Genomic DNA, 14,803 nt, shown 5'->3' on the forward strand with positions numbered 1-14,803 from the left:
CGGTCGGCCGAACGAACCACCGCGCGTCCCCCGAAGGAACCACCGCCATGCCCTCCCGCCACCGCCACCGCCGCCCGCGCCCGCCCCGGGGCCGGTCCGCCCTCGTCGCCCTGATGCTCGCGCTGGCCATGTCCGCCGTCCCCTGCTCGGCTTCCGCCGACCCGGCCTCGTCGCGCGCCCTGCTGCCGCCGAGCCGGCTCGCCGACCTGCCCCCGCAGGTGGCCGCCGCCTGCGGCCTCTGGCACGGCCAGCTGCACTGGCCCGCCACCGGGCAGCCGGTCGACTACCGCCTGGCCGACGGCCGCTTCCTGCGCGGCGGCAACCCCTACCGCAACCGCAGCGGCGACCTCCCGGCCGCCGGCGACGGCGCCTACCACGAGTACGACGTCAACCCGCGCACCGCCCCGGCCGCCCACCGTGACGCGGAGCGCCTGGTGCGCGAGGTGACGACGGGTCAGGTCTGGTTCACCGCCGACCACTACGCCGACTTCCGCCAGGTGCTGGGCGACTGCTGACCGGCATCGCGACACGCGGACAGGCGGCGGCGTTCATCGAACGTTGATCCCCGGCTGGCAGGCTCCGCCGCATGCACATAGGACTCTCCATCCCGCAGTACGGCCGGTTCGCCGACCCCGAGCTGGCGGCCGAGGTCTCCGCTTCCGCGGAGCTGATCGGCTACGACAGCCTCTGGGTCGGCGACCGCCTGCTGGTGGCGGCTGCCCCGCGGAGCCGCTACCCCGGCGGCGACGGGACGGCGCCGGCCGAGCAGCAGGTCTTCCTGGATCCGCTGACCATCCTGACCGTGGCCGCCACCGCGACCAGCCGGGTCCGGCTCGGCAGCAGCGCCCTGAACGCGCTCTGGCAGCCGCCGGTGCTGCTGGCCCGCACCCTCACCACGCTGGACCGGGTGAGCGGCGGGCGGCTGGACGTCGGGCTGGGCCTGGGCTGGTCGCGGGACGAGTACCAGGCGGCCGGCGTCCCGTGGGCCGGGCGCGGCGCGCGGCTGGAGGAGACCCTGGACGTGCTGGAGCGGGTCTGGGCCGAGGGCGACCTGGTGGAGCACCAGGGCGCGGTGTGGACCGTCCCGCCGTCGGTGGTCCGCCCCAAGCCGGTGCAGCGGCCCCGGCCGCCGCTGCTGCTGGGCGGCTTCAGCGCCGCCACCCTGGCCCGGGTGGGCCGCCGGGCCGACGGCTGGCTGGGCGCGGCCCTGCCGGTGCCGGTGCTGCGGCAGATGTGGCGCTCGGTGCAGCAGCACGCCGAGCAGGCCGGGCGGGACCCGGAGGCGCTGCGGCTGGTGGTCCGCGTCAACCCGGTGTTGACGGCCGAGCCGGCCCCCGAGAACCAGGTGCCGCAGCGCGGCACCTTCGGCCAGCTGCTCGGCTACCTGACCCACCTGGTCGGGGCGCTGGGCGCGGAGCTGCTGGTCGACCTGCACTACGCGGCGGGCGACGCCGAGGAGTACCTGGCCCTGGCGGGCGACCTGCACGACGCCCTGCGCAAGGAGGCCGGACGGTAGGCTCCCGCTCCATGGACCCGACCGCCGACCCGGAGCCGCCGTACCTGGCGGACGAGAGCGAGGTGTGCTGGTACTGCCCCTCGCTGCGGCACGCCGCCGGGCGGTTCGACGTGCACGACCGGCCGAGCCGGGAGTGGCCGTTCGATCCGGAGACCGGGTTCCGGTTCACCGCGGCCGGGGTCCCGGTCTGCGTGCACCCCGGCAAGGTCGGGCTGCCGGCGGCCCGGTACGCGACCGATCGGCTCCCGGTGCCCGTGGCGGCGCCCGGGCCCGCGGCCCCGCGCTCCTACCGGGCGCACCCCGACGAGCTGGCGCCGCCGCCCGCGCCGCCCGCAGGCCTTCCCGAGCTGACCGACGCCGAGATCCTGGCCGGCGAGCGGCCCGAGGTGCCCGAGGAGCTGCTGGCCCTGCTCCGTGCCGAGCTGGCCTCGGCCGCGCCCGGCGAGCTGCCCGAGGCCCTGGCCCGGGCGGAGCTGGCGGCGGGCCGGGACCACCCGCCGGCCGTCGTGGTGGAGGCGATGCGGCGGGTGCTCGGCGGCGGCTGACGGGCCGTCGGAGGCGACTCCGCACCCCTCCGGCGCCCAGGCCGTTCGCAGGCAACCACCCGTGCCTGGGAAGGCGTCCAGCTGGTCATAGGATGAGTTGCACGGGACTGCAAGCGCCGCCGCTCCGGGGGACCGGCGCATCGTCCTGCCGGGGAGGAAGCACCATCATGGAGAACCCAGTGCCGATACAGCCGCATGTCCCACAGCCGCGCCGCCGCCTCCTGGCCTGGACCGCCGCGGGCGCCGCCTCGCTGGCCGCCGCCGCGCTCGCCGGCTGCTCCGAGACCGCCCACGCGCACGGCGCGGGCACGCCCTCGCCCTCGGCCGAGCCCTCGGACTCCTTCTCCCCGGCCGCGCCGGTGAACCCGTCCGCCGCGGCCGGCCTGCCGACCCCGTCCGCCACCGCCACCGTGGCCGCCCGCAGCAAGCCGGTCTACACCGTGCGCGACCTGCTGCCGAACGCGCCCGGCGACGCCATCGCGCTGACCATCGACGACGGCCCCAACCCGCTCTACACCCCGCAGGTGCTGGCGCTGCTGCGCAAGTACGACATCCGCGCGACCTTCTCGGTGGTGGGCAGCGAGGCGCACGCGCACAAGGACCTGATCCGGGCGATCGCGGCGGACGGCCACACCGTGGCGAACCACACCATGACCCACCCGCAGCCGTTCTCCAAGCGCTCCGACGCGCAGATCCAGCAGCAGATCGCCGACGCCCAGTCGGTGATCGTGGACGCCGGAGCGCCCGCCCCGACGCTCTTCCGCTCGCCGGGCGGCGACTGGTCGCCGGCGGTGTTCCAGGCGGCGGCCAAGTACGGCATGACCCCGATCGACTGGGACGTGGACCCGCGCGACTGGTCGCGGCCCGGCGTGCCGCACATCACCGAGAAGCTGATGGCCGCGCGGCCCGGCGACATCCTGCTCTGCCACGACGGCGGCGGGGACCGCTCGCAGACCCTGGACGCGCTGAAGTCGGTGCTGCCGGCGCTGAAGGCGAAGGGGTTCGCCTTCGTCACGCTCTGACGGCCGCGACCGGGCTCAGCGGTAGTCGTCGCCCGGGCGGGCGCCGGTGTCCAGGTCGTCCAGGATCGTGTAGCGGATCGCCTCGCCCAGCGTCTCGGGGTCGGTGGCGTCGTCCAGCTGCGCGTCGGCGTCCTGGTCCTCGTCGGTGAGGTGGACGGCGGCCTCCTCGGCGCTGGCCGCGCCGCCGTCCGGGCCGACGTCCCAGCCGTGGGTGTCGTCGGTGTCCGGCACCAGGCGCCCGGCACGCGGGCGGGGGCCGTCGGCCCAGCGGTCGTCCACCGAGACCGGATCGCCGTCCGGCTCCTCGGCGGCGAGCTGCTGCTCCAGCGACTCGCCCTCCTGCGCCTCCGCCGCGGTGGTGCCGTAGGCGGTGGCGCCCTGGTAGCCGCCGGAGGTGGTCAGACCGGTCTCCAGCGGGTCGTCGTCCAGCCGGTCGGTCTCCAGCGAGTCCGCGGGCTGCAGCACGCCGTCGTCCTCGACCGCGACGAAGTCCCGGTCGTCCCAGTCGGTCATGTGGCACACCTTCCTTCCGGCGCCCGCGCGCCCGCGCGTCCGCATACACGCCTCATGCTTCGCACCGGGTGATCGCTTCGCAACTCCTGGGGGCTCGGCTCAGCCGAGCACGCCGGGAATCAGCCACTGCTGGGCCGTGTTGCCCGGCGTGCACGGCGTCATGGTGACCTGCTGGCCGGACCCGTTGTCGGTCATGCAGTCGGGAGCGGTGGCCGCGCCGCTCTGCACCTGGTAGATGCCGCCGCTTACAGAGACCGCGTGGAAGTAGTATCCGAAGTCGTTCATGCTGCGCAGGTCCAAGGTGTTTTTGAGAGCCACCTGGTTGAGCGGCGGATCGGACATGTTGCAGGGGTAGAAGGAGTCGAAGCTGCCCTGTGAGTAGATCCAGCCGTACTGGGTGTTCTGGTTCATCACCACGGCCGAGCCGCCGGTGAGCGAGCCGGCGAAACCGAGCTTGAGGCCGTCGCCGACGTTGGTGATGTAGCTCCAGTGGCTGCCGCCGCAGCCGGCGGGGACGCTCGGGGCGCTGCTCGTGACCGTCTGTGAGGGCTGGGTGGACGCGGTGCTGCCGCCGGACGTACCGCCAGTCGAGGTAGCGCCGGTGGTCCCGCCGCCGGTGCTGCTGCCACCGGACGTACCGCCGCCGGACGTCCCGCCGCCGCTGGTGCCGCCGGACGTCGCGGGCTTGCCGCCGGGCGACGTGCCCGCGCCGCCGCCGGTGCCGGTGGTTCCTGTGCCGCCCGTCGTGCCCGTGGTGCGCGTTCCGCCACTCGTGCTCCCGGCGGCGGCCCCGTTCTGCGACGGCGCGGGCTGCGGGTTCGCCGGAGCGCTCGCGGTCGGGTCGCCCGGAGCCGGCGCCGAGACCGAGGCCGACGCGGCGGACTCGGTCGGCGTTCCGCCCGCGCTGCTCGGCGCGGCGGCCGGGGGCAGCGCGACCGGCGGCTGCTTCGCCTTCGCCGAGCCGTCGTGGGTGAGCACGCCGATCACCACGCCGGCGGCGACCACGCCGGGGAGCAGGATCGCCGCCGTGGTGCGAGTGCGGCGCTGCTGCCACCAGACGGGCTGCGCGGCGCCGATCACGGTCGGCTCGGTGGCGATCTCCGCGACGGGGGCCGCGGGAGCCGCCGGGGCCGTGGACGTCGGCCCCGCCGACGTTGACGTCCCGTCACCGGCCCCCGTGGGCACCGCCCCCGCCGCGCCCACCGTCGCCGCCCCAGCGATCGCCGCTACCGTCGCCGTCGGTTCAGCCTCCGCGATCCCCTGCGCCGCCCGCCGCGCCACGGCGGCCATCGCGGCCGCGTCCGGGTACCGCTGCTCGGGCTGCTTCGCCAGCGCCCGGGCCACGAAGGCGCGGACCGGCTCGGCGAACTCGGCGGGCAGCGCGGGGGCCGGCTCGCGGACGTGCTTGAGGACGATCTCCAGCACCGCCTCGCCGGTGAACGGCAGCTCGCCGGTCAGCAGCTCGTAGGCGACCACGCCGATCGAGTACAGGTCGGAGGCGGGCACGATGCCGCGGCCCTCGGCCTGTTCGGGGGCCATGTACAGCGCGGTGCCGAAGACCGAGTGCGAGGTGGTGATCTTGGTCCCGGCCAGCGCCCTGGCGATGCCGAAGTCGGTGACCTTGACCAGCCCGCCGTCGGTGACCATCAGGTTGGACGGCTTGAGGTCCCGGTGCACGATGCCGCGCTCGTGGGCCACCTGCAGCGCGTCCAGCGCCTGGGCGACCAGGTCCAGCGCCTCCGCCGCCGGCAGCTTGCCGCGCTCGCGCTGGACGGCGTCCAGCGGGCGGCCCTCCACCAGCTCCATGACGATGTACGCCAGCCGCTCGGTGGGCTGCTCCTCGTCCTCGCCGTAGTCGTGGATGTCCACGATGCTCGGGTGGCTGAGCGAGGCGAGGATCAGCGCCTCGCGGCGGAACCGGGCCGCGAAGTCGGCATCGTCCAGCAGCGCGGGCAGCACGATCTTGACGGCCACCCGGCGCTCCAGCACCTGGTCCTCGGCCTGCCAGACCTCGCCCATCGCGCCGCCGCCGATCCGCTCGACCAGCGTGTAGCGGCCCCCGAGGACCGTGCCCCGACTCCACATGCCCCGTTCCCCTGTCCCTGCTCCGTGCTGCCCCCGAGAACCATTGGCCTACGGCCAATGGAAGGCATTGCAAGTCGCCCCTCGCGGCCCGAATGCCGTTCGAACACTACTGCACCACCGGTGCGGCCCTGACGGCGTGTCACCCCGGCCGGGAGCCGGTCAGCGAGGCCCAGCGGTCGCGGGCCGCCTCCAGCGCCTTTCGCGCTCGCCCGGGCGCCGGTCGGCCCGCTGGCACTCGATCAGCTCGGTCAGCCGGGCCTTGTGCCTCCTCCTGCGGGCCGGGCCGGCCTCACCGGCGACCCGGCTCCGGGATGCTGCCACCCTTCAACGGGCCGTTCAAGACGTTCCCGGGCCGTCAGCCGCCCGGACCCGCGCTTCAGTTGACCGCCCACCGCCCGAGTTCGTTCCCGACCGGATGTCTTGACGCGACCCCGTCGAATGCCTTGACGCGACCCCGTTGGTGCGCGAAGGTGACCTGGCGCGACGTGGCGGCCGGCGCGCGCTCCCCCCACCCAGTCCCCGGACAGTCGAGGACAACGCGCATGCCGCAGCAGCAGCCCGTTCCGGGCGTTCCCCCCGCCGGCCCGGCCGGCCCCCGTCCCGAGCATCACCCGCGCGGCCCGGCCACGCTGGCCGAAGTCGCCAGACACGCCGGGGTCTCCACCGCCACCGCCTCCCGGGTGCTCAACCGCTCCGCGCCCGTCTCCTCCGCGGTGGCCGCCCGGGTCGAGGCCGCCGCACGGGAGTTGGCTTACGTCCGGCGGCGGGCGCCGCGCGGGCGGGACACCGGCGTGGTGGCGGTGGTGGTCTTCGCCGATCCACTGCGCTACCACGCCGACCCGTTCCACCTGCGCTTACTGGCCGGAATGCGGCAGGCCGCGCCCGGGCCGGAGCGCGAGCTGGCCGTCTTCACCGTCCCGGAGCGGGCCCACCGCCCGGCGCTGGTCCGCCACTTGTGCGGCGGCCACGTCGACGGCGTACTGCTGGTCGGCGCCTGGGACGACCCCGAGCTGCCCCGGCTGCTGCGCGCCTCGGGCGTGCCGGTGGTCTCGATCGGCCGGCCGCTGCACCCGGGCACGGTCGCCTACGTGGACGCCGACAACGCCAGCGGCGCCCACCTGGCCGCGCTGCGGCTCTGCGGCACGGGCAGGCGCTCGGTGGCCACCATCGCCGGTCCGCCGGACACCACGGTGGGCGCGGACCGGCTGGCCGGCTACCGGCAGGCGCTCGGCGAGGCCGGGCTCACCGGCCGGCCGGCGGTGGCCTACGGGGACTTCTCCGGCTCCTCGGGCGAACACGCGATGCTCCACCTTCTGCAGCAACGCCCGGATCTGGAGGCGGTGTTCGTGGCCTCCGACCCGATGGCGCTGGGTGCGCTGCGGGCCCTGCGCCGGCTGGGCCGCCGGGTGCCGGAGCAGGTCGCGGTGATCGGTTTCGACAACGCGCCGGCCGCAGCCCGGGCCCGCCCCGGGCTGACCACCGTGCACCAGCCGGTGGAGCAGATCGGCGCCCGCGCCCTGGAGATGCTGCTGGACCGGCCCGAGCGCTCCGAGTCCCTGGTGCTGCCGACCAGCCTGGTGCTGCGCGAGTCGGCGCGCTGACCGGGCAGGCCGAAGTGCCGTGCGGGGGCGCAGCCCGCACGGCACTCCTGCCTGACGATCGGTCAGGAAGCCGTCACGACCCGGGGTTCACGGTCGGGAACAGCTGGGCGAAGGTGTCGAAGGCGGTCGCGATGTCCGCCTCGGACCAGAACCGGTGGTAGTTGAAGACCGGTGCCGCACCGCCGTTGAGGTAGCTCTGCACCTTGGACCACTGCGGGTCGCTGGTGTACCAGGGCCGGATGGACAGGAAGGTGTTGGTGCTGGAGCTGAGCTGGGTGCCGTCGGGGTAGCTGCCGGTCCAGCCCGGCGGGATGTAGACCCCCTGGTGGGTGCTGGGGTCGTAGGCCTGGGTGAACCGGTTGTAGTCGGTCCGGGTCTCCGGGGCCGAGTAGCCCAGCGAGTCGCTGTACTTGGCGTGGATGATGTCCAGGATGTTCTGGGCGAACTTCTGCGAGGTGCTGTCGCCCGCCTTGGCCGCGTAGTAGGAGAGCGTCTTGGCCAGCGAGCCGGCCACCCCGAGGTCGGTGTCCGCACCGGCGGCCGTGACGTGCAGGCCGGCGTTGGTACCCGGGCTGGTCGCGTTCCAGGTGTCCGGGGCCCCGGTCCAGGTGAGGGTGTCGGGCGTGGTCAGGGTGCCGGTGGTCGGGTCGGCCTTGCTGACCGACATCGCCCACGGGATCCACTTGCTCAGCACGCTCTTGGCCCGGGCGTCGCCGGTGGCGTAGTAGTACTCGGCCACCCGCTCCATCGACCAGGTCTGGAAGCCGAACCACTGGTTGCTGGCCGGGTCGTGGTACTCCGGCTGCCAGTCGTAGTAGAGGCCGTAGAAGGTCGGGTCGCCGGCCGGCGGGGCCGCGTCGTCCCCGTAGTTGCCGCCCCAGCTGTTGGTGGCGCCGCCGGAGATGCCGCCCTCGCTGGACTGCAGCCACTGGTAGAACTGCAGCTGCTTGTCCAGGCTGCCGGACCAGTCCGTGGCCGCGCTGGGCGACTTGGGCTCCAGGCCGGGGTCGCTGGAGAGCGCCCAGGCCGCCATCGGGTTCTGGTAGCCCTGGTGCGCGGTGGAGCCGGAGATCCGCCAGGACCAGGCCCCGCCGGTGTCGCCGCCCCAGGCGAAGTACCAGGTCAGCAGGCCGAGTTGCTCATTGGCCTTGCTGGTGCCGGCCGGGCAGGTGGTCGAGCCGTTGCAGTTGCCGGCCTGCTTGAAGTACTTGTCGTAGAGCGCGTACCGGAGGAAGTCGCCGAGCTTGGACGCCTTGGCCACGGTGCCGCTGATCGCCGAACTCTTGTTCTGCGACTTGGCGAAGTTCTCGGCCCAGTAGGCGACCTGGACCAGGCGGGCGTCGGCGTCCGGCGCGTCGGTGAACTTGTACTGCTTGGAGTAGGAGCCGCCGCCGTCGTTGAAGAGGCTGAGGAAGCCCGAGCCGGACTCGCCGTACTTGAGCACGTCGCAGTCGGGCTGCGGGATGGTCTCCCAGACCGACTCCTGCGGGCCGCGCTGGTAGGTGTTGATCAGGCTGGGCTTGGTGGTGCCGTCCTCGCAGCGGCCGAAGCCGTACTTGTTGTCGGTGTCCATGATCCAGGCCGGCGAGTACATGTCCGAGCTGCCGTAGGTGCTGGACAGCTCCGAGGCCAGCGGGTCCGAGCCCACCGGGACCGAGGAGTTGAGCTTGACCGGGTACTGGTCCGGCTGGGCCTTCTCGGGTCCGTAGGTGGCGGGCTTGGCCGGGTTGTAGGTGCTCTGGCCGGGCTGGTCCGCGTGCCCGGGGATCATGTAGGTCTCCAGGCTGGTCCAGGCGTTGTTGAAGCCGGTCCAGTCGCCGGTCACCCGGCCGTAGTCGGCCTCCAGCCAGAGCCAGTAGCTGTAGGTCTCCGAGGTGGTCTCGTGACCGTAGTCCGGCGCCTCGACGATCAGCGTCTCCACCGAGTGGTAGGGGATGCCGAGCGGGCTGAAGTAGCCGTTCGCCGGGTTCTTCATCTTGCTGTAGAGGTCGAGGAAGTACTGGTCGTAGCCCGAGGTCTTCGCCGCCTCGGTCACGGTGACCGCGGCCGAGCCGTAGCCGGTGCCGGCCGCCGTGAAGGTGGCGGTGCCGCCGGCCTGGGTGGCGTCGGTGCCGGCCGCGACGGTCACGGTCTGCGGGGTGCTCCAGTTGGCCGGGGTGAAGGTGAGGGTGCCGCCGGAGCTCACCGACAGGTCGCTGTCGGTGCCGGAACGGGTCACCGTCACCGTGGTGTTGGCGGTCGGCGCCTGGGAGAGCGCGACCGTGAAGGTGCCGGTGCTGCCCTGCTGCACGGCCAGGCTGGTCGGGTTGACCAGCACGGTCGGCCCGGCTACCTTGATCGCCACCGGGGCCGAGGTGGTGGTGGCGCCGAGGTTGTCGGTGGCCACCGCGGTCAGCGAGTAGTCGCCCGCCGGCACGGTGGCCCAGTTGAACTTGTAGGGCGCGGTGGTGGCGGTGCCGAGCAGGGTGTTGTTGCCCGCGCCGGTGCTGGCGTAGAAGTCCACCTTGGCGACGCTGCCGTCCGCGTCCGCGGCGGTGGCCGCGAGCGGGACGGTGGAGCCGGGAGTGAAGGTCTGGCCGGCCGCCGGGGAGGTCAGCGAGACCCTCGGCGCCTGGTTCGCACCGTGGCAGGCGGTGCCGTTGATGCTGAAGGTGCTGGGGGCGGTGTTGGTGCCGCTGTAGTTGAAGTTGGCGCTGGTGGTGTAGCTGGCGCCGGGGTTGATGGTGGCGGCGTAACTCGGGTTGGTGACCGTGACGTTGCTGCCGCTCTGGGTCCAGTTGCCGTTCCAGCCGTTGGTCAGTGTCTGGTTGCCGGTGTAGCCGTAGGTCAGCGTCCAGCCGTTGATCGCGGAGGTCCCGGCGTCCGTGATGGTGAGGTTGGCGGTGAACCCGCTGCCCCAGTCGTTGGTGCTGTAACTGACGCTGCAGGACACCGCTCCGGCGGCGGCTGCCGGAGTGCTGAGGGCGCCGCCGGCGGCCGCCGCCAGAGCGAGCGCGCTGATCGCCGCGAGGGTGGGTACGGGAGCGCGGGATCGCAGGGTCTTCCTTTTCATGCATGACTCCTCGGGTGGGGGAAGCGGGACCAGGGCCCGTGTGGCGCAGCGTCCCGCGCTACGGGGGCCCGGGAAACCCCGCCGCCCGCGGCCCGCCCGGGCACCGGGCCGCCATCTCGGCGCCGACCAGCACGGACGCCCGGCGGATGACGGCCCGGATGGCAGGTAAGTTACATCCGAGTTTCATGGGAGCGTGCCCACGTCGACCAACTCATCTCGCTACGGCTCTTGACGGACCATCACCGTCCTGGCTTCATGTGTTTCGGCACCGGCGAGCACCGCCTGCCGATGAGTGGAAGCGCTCCCACGCTTCCTGGGAGTCCACTGACTCCCCCAGCAAGGCGCAACCCGGGCCACCCCACCCCCACCCGAAGGGACCCGACCGTGCCCCACCCCGTTCTCCGCAGACTCCGCACGGCGGCCGCCGCAGCCGCCCTGGGCGCTGCCGCGCTCGTGCCCGTGGTCAGCGCCCAGAGCGCACAGGCCGCGACCACCCACCTGACCAACCCGTTCGTCGGCGCCACCGGCTACCTCAACCCGGACTTCACCTCCGAGGTCAACGCCCAGGCCGCCGCCGACGGCGGCACGCTGGGCGCCACCGAGGCGAAGGTCGCCGGCAACTCCACCGCCGTCTGGATGGACCACATCGGCGCCATCGCCGGCGACGGCGGCCGCCTCGGCCTGAGCGCCCACCTGGACGCGGCGCTCGCCCAGTCGACCAGCTCCGGCACCCCCGTGGTCTTCCAGGTCGTCGTCTACGACCTGCCCGGCCGCGACTGCGCCGCGCTGGCCTCCAACGGCGAGATCCCCGCCACCGCAGCCGGCCTGAGCACCTACGAGAGCCAGTACATCGACCCGCTCGCGGCGATCCTGGCCAACCCGAAGTACGCCTCGCTGCGCATCGCGGCCATCATCGAGCCCGACTCGCTGCCGAACGCGGTCACCAACCAGAGCAAGACCGCGTGCGCCACCGCCACGCCGTTCTACGAGTCCGGCATCGAGTACGCGCTGAACAAGCTGCACCCGATCAGCAACGTCTACGACTACCTGGACATCGGCCACTCGGGCTGGCTCGGCTGGTCGAGCAACATGGCCCCGGCCGCCCAGGAGTACGCCAAGGTCGCCAAGGCCACCAACGCCGGCTTCGCGAGCATCGACGGCTTCATCAGCGACACCGCGAACACCACCCCGGTGAACGAGCCCTTCCTGACCAACCCCGACCTGCAGGTCGGCGGCCAGCCGCTGAAGTCCGCCAACTTCTACCAGTACAACCCGGACTTCGACGAGTACAACTACGACACCCAGATGTACTCGACCATGGTGTCCAACGGCTTCCCGAGCACCATCGGCATGCTGATCGACACCTCGCGCAACGGCTGGGGCGGCAGCGCCCGGCCCACCTCGCTGAACTCCACGCCGACCAACGTCAACAGCTACGTCTCGGCCAACAAGGTGGACCAGCGCCCGTTCCGCGGCGACTGGTGCAACGTCAACGGCGCGGGGATCGGCGCGCGGCCGCAGGCCACGCCGTTCGGCTCGACCAACCCGATCATCGCCTACGTCTGGGTGAAGCCCCCGGGCGAGTCGGACGGTGACTACCCGACCGCGACCCACCCGCACGGCGACCCGCACTGCGACCCGAACGGCACCCAGACCGACGGCACCAACTCCTACCCGACCGACGCCATCCCGGGCTACGACGTCCCGGCCGGCCAGTGGTTCGGCGCCCAGTTCCAGCAGCTGGTGCAGAACGCCTACCCGTCCTTCGGCAGCACCGGCGGCGGTGACACCACGCCGCCGAGCACCCCGGCCGGCCTGACCGTCACCGGCACCACCAGCAGCAGCGCCTCGCTCTCCTGGACCGCCTCCACCGACAACGTCGGCGTCACCGGCTACAACGTCTACCGCAACGGCACCAAGGTCGGCACCAGCACCACCACGAGCTACACCGACACCGGCCTGACCGCCGCCACCGCCTACCAGTACACCGTCGCCGCCTACGACGCCGCCGGCAACGTCTCCACCGCCTCCAGCGCCGTCACCGCCACCACCGCGAGCGGCAACAGCGGTGACACCACGCCGCCGAGCACCCCGGCCGGCCTGACCGTCACCGGCACCACCAGCAGCAGCGCCTCGCTCTCCTGGACCGCCTCCACCGACAACGTCGGCGTCACCGGCTACAACATCTACCGGAACGGCACCAAGGTCGGCACCAGCAGCACCACCAGCTACACCGACACCGGCCTGACCGCCGCCACCGCCTACCAGTACACCGTCGCCGCCTACGACGCCGCCGGCAACGTCTCCACCGCCTCCAGCGCCGTCACCGCCACCACCGCGAGCGGCAGCACCGGCGGCGCCGGGTGCACCGCGACCTACACGGTGTCGAACGACTGGGGCAGCGGCTTCACCGCCAACGTCACGGTGACCAACACCGGCAGCACGGCCATCAACTCCTGGAAGGTGGCGTGGAGCTGGGGCGGCAACCAGCAGGTGACCAACGGCTGGAACGCCACCGTCGCGCAGACCGGCTCCTCGGTCAGCGCCGTCAACGCGGCCTACAACGGCACCGTCGCGGCGGCCGGCAACACCAGCTTCGGCTTCCAGGGCACCTACTCGGGCAGCAACGCGGCCCCGACCCTGACCTGCACCGCCGGCTGACCCACCCCTCCCCCACCCTCGGGGCCGGCCGGACCACCCACCGGCCGGCCCCGACTTGTTCATTGGAGCGCTCCCATGAGAGCACGCACTCCGCACACGGTGTTCGGTACGGCCCTGGCGGCGGCCGGCGCGCTGGCCGGCGCGCTGCTGCTGCCGGTCGGCGCGGTCCCCGCCGCGGCTGCCAACGCGGTCTCCTGCAACGTCAGTTACAGCACCAACGACTGGGGCAGCGGGTTCACCGCCAACCTCACCATCAGCGCCACCGGGACCTCCGCGATCAACGGCTGGACGCTGACCTACGGCTACACCGGCAACCAGACACTGACCAACGGCTGGAACGGCAACTGGACCCAGAGCGGCAGCAACGTCACGGTCACCAACCCGAGTTACGCCGCCACCATCAACCCCGGCGCCAGCTACACCACCAGCGCCAACTTCAACTACAGCGGCACCAACACCGCCCCCACCGCCTTCAGCATCAACGGCACCCCCTGCGGCCCGCAGTCCAGCCCGACCCCGACGCCCACGCCGACTCCGACGCCCACCCCCACGCCCACGCCGACCCCGACGCCCACGCCCACCGGCACCCCCACGCCCGGTGGTCCGGCGCCCGCGCTGCACGTGGTCGGCAACCAGCTCCAGGACGCCACCGGGCACACCGTCACCCTGCACGGCGCCAACCGCTCCGGCGCCGAGTTCGCCTGCGTCCAGGGCAAGGGCATCTTCGACGGCCCCGTCGACCAGGCCTCGGTGGACGCCATGAAGAGCTGGCACGTCACGGCCGTCCGCGTCCCGCTCAACGAGGACTGCTGGCTCGGCCTGCCGAACGTCCAGTCCGCCTACGCGGGCACCACCTACATCAACGCGATCAAGGCCTACGTGGCCCTGCTGCACCAGAACGGCATCGACACCATCCTCGACCTGCACTGGACCGACGGCGTCTACACCGGCAACTCCTCGGCCTGCACCTCGGCCACCGCCACCTGCCAGAAGCCGATGCCGGACGCCGCCGACGCGATCCCGTTCTGGCGCTCGGTGGCCACGGCCTTCAAGGGCGACGACGCCACCGTCTTCGACCTGTTCAACGAGCCCTACGCCTCCCGCGCCACCGGCAGCGAGGCCAGCGGCTGGGCCTGCTGGCGCGACGGCGGCAGCTGCAACGGCATCGGCTACCAGGTGGCCGGCATGCAGTCGCTGGTGGACGCGGTGCGCGGCACCGGCGCCGACAACGTGCTGATGCTCGGCGGGATCGAGTACGCCAACGACCTGACCCAGTGGCTGGCCTACGAACCCACCGACCCGCTGCACCAGTTGGCCGCCTCCTGGCACTCGTACAACTTCAACGCCTGCTCCTCCAGCAGCTGCTGGGCGAGCCAGATCGCCCCGGTCGCGGCCGCCGTGCCGCTGGTCGCCGGCGAGCTGGGCGAGAGCGACTGCGCGCACGGCTACCTGGACTCGCTGCTGCCCTGGCTGGACCAGCACGGCATCTCCTACCTGGCCTGGACCTGGAACACCTGGGACTGCTCCAGCGGCCCCTCGCTGATCTCCGCCTACGACGGCACCCCGACCGCCTACGGCGCGGGCTACAAGGCCCACCTGGCCTCCCTGGGCTGAGCCCACGCCGTTCCCCCCGCCCGGGGGGGGGGGGGGGGGGGCGGCCCCCGGGGCCGGGGGGGGGGGGGGGGGGGGGGGGGGGGGGGGGGGGGGGGGGGGGGAGCCGGGGTCGGAGACGGCGATCCAGTAGTGGTCGTCGCCGGTCCAGAAGGTGAGCTCGATCATCTCGTCCTCGTCGGCGAGGGTGCCGTGGC

At 73.1% G+C, this 14,803-nt stretch carries 10 protein-coding genes; 7 read left to right on the forward strand and 3 right to left on the reverse strand.

The window, feature by feature from the left end; genetic code table 11:
* Positions 1 to 47 precede the first annotated feature (47 nt).
* From ACFYNO_RS26940 to ACFYNO_RS26955, 4 genes are all read left to right on the forward strand, one after another.
* Positions 48 to 515, forward strand: a complete 468-nt coding sequence (locus tag ACFYNO_RS26940; RefSeq protein WP_388017674.1) for a ribonuclease domain-containing protein — start codon at positions 48 to 50, stop codon at positions 513 to 515.
* Between the two features lie 71 nt (positions 516 to 586).
* Positions 587 to 1,516: a TIGR03619 family F420-dependent LLM class oxidoreductase gene (locus tag ACFYNO_RS26945; protein WP_388017677.1), complete on the forward strand. Its 930-nt coding sequence runs from the start codon at positions 587 to 589 to the stop codon at positions 1,514 to 1,516.
* An 11-nt stretch (positions 1,517 to 1,527) separates the two neighbouring features.
* Positions 1,528 to 2,061 carry a hypothetical protein gene (locus ACFYNO_RS26950; protein ID WP_388017680.1) on the forward strand — a complete coding sequence of 178 codons (534 nt, stop codon included), beginning with the start codon at positions 1,528 to 1,530 and terminating at the stop codon, positions 2,059 to 2,061.
* Between the two features lie 167 nt (positions 2,062 to 2,228).
* Positions 2,229 to 3,083 carry a polysaccharide deacetylase family protein gene (locus ACFYNO_RS26955; RefSeq protein WP_388017683.1) on the forward strand — a complete coding sequence of 285 codons (855 nt, stop codon included), beginning with the start codon at positions 2,229 to 2,231 and terminating at the stop codon, positions 3,081 to 3,083.
* A gap of 15 nt (positions 3,084 to 3,098) precedes the next feature.
* Here the strand turns inward: ACFYNO_RS26955 and ACFYNO_RS26960 are convergent, their stop codons facing one another.
* A complete protein-coding gene (locus ACFYNO_RS26960) occupies positions 3,099 to 3,596 on the reverse strand; it encodes a DUF5709 domain-containing protein (RefSeq protein WP_388017686.1) in 498 nt (165 codons plus the stop codon).
* 99 nt (positions 3,597 to 3,695) lie between these two features.
* A complete protein-coding gene (locus ACFYNO_RS26965; RefSeq protein ID WP_388017689.1) occupies positions 3,696 to 5,681 on the reverse strand; it encodes a protein kinase in 1,986 nt (661 codons plus the stop codon).
* Between the two features lie 542 nt (positions 5,682 to 6,223).
* Here ACFYNO_RS26965 and ACFYNO_RS26970 point away from each other — a divergent pair.
* Positions 6,224 to 7,282 carry a LacI family DNA-binding transcriptional regulator gene (locus tag ACFYNO_RS26970; protein ID WP_388017692.1) on the forward strand — a complete coding sequence of 353 codons (1,059 nt, stop codon included), beginning with the start codon at positions 6,224 to 6,226 and terminating at the stop codon, positions 7,280 to 7,282.
* Positions 7,283 to 7,355: 73 nt separating this feature from the next.
* Here the strand turns inward: ACFYNO_RS26970 and ACFYNO_RS26975 are convergent, their stop codons facing one another.
* Positions 7,356 to 10,334, reverse strand: coding sequence for a glycoside hydrolase family 48 protein (locus ACFYNO_RS26975; protein ID WP_388017695.1), 2,979 nt, complete (start codon positions 10,332 to 10,334; stop codon positions 7,356 to 7,358).
* A 384-nt stretch (positions 10,335 to 10,718) separates the two neighbouring features.
* Here ACFYNO_RS26975 and ACFYNO_RS26980 point away from each other — a divergent pair, with 384 nt between their 5' ends.
* A complete protein-coding gene (locus ACFYNO_RS26980) occupies positions 10,719 to 12,995 on the forward strand; it encodes a glycoside hydrolase family 6 protein (protein ID WP_388017698.1) in 2,277 nt (758 codons plus the stop codon).
* A 75-nt stretch (positions 12,996 to 13,070) separates the two neighbouring features.
* Positions 13,071 to 14,609, forward strand: coding sequence for a cellulase family glycosylhydrolase (locus ACFYNO_RS26985; RefSeq protein WP_388017701.1), 1,539 nt, complete (start codon positions 13,071 to 13,073; stop codon positions 14,607 to 14,609).
* The last annotated feature ends 194 nt before the right edge of the window (positions 14,610 to 14,803 follow it).

Origin of the sequence: Kitasatospora sp. NPDC006697 (assembly GCF_042869935.1) — a bacterium.
In the GTDB taxonomy this organism is placed as follows: domain Bacteria; phylum Actinomycetota; class Actinomycetes; order Streptomycetales; family Streptomycetaceae; genus Kitasatospora.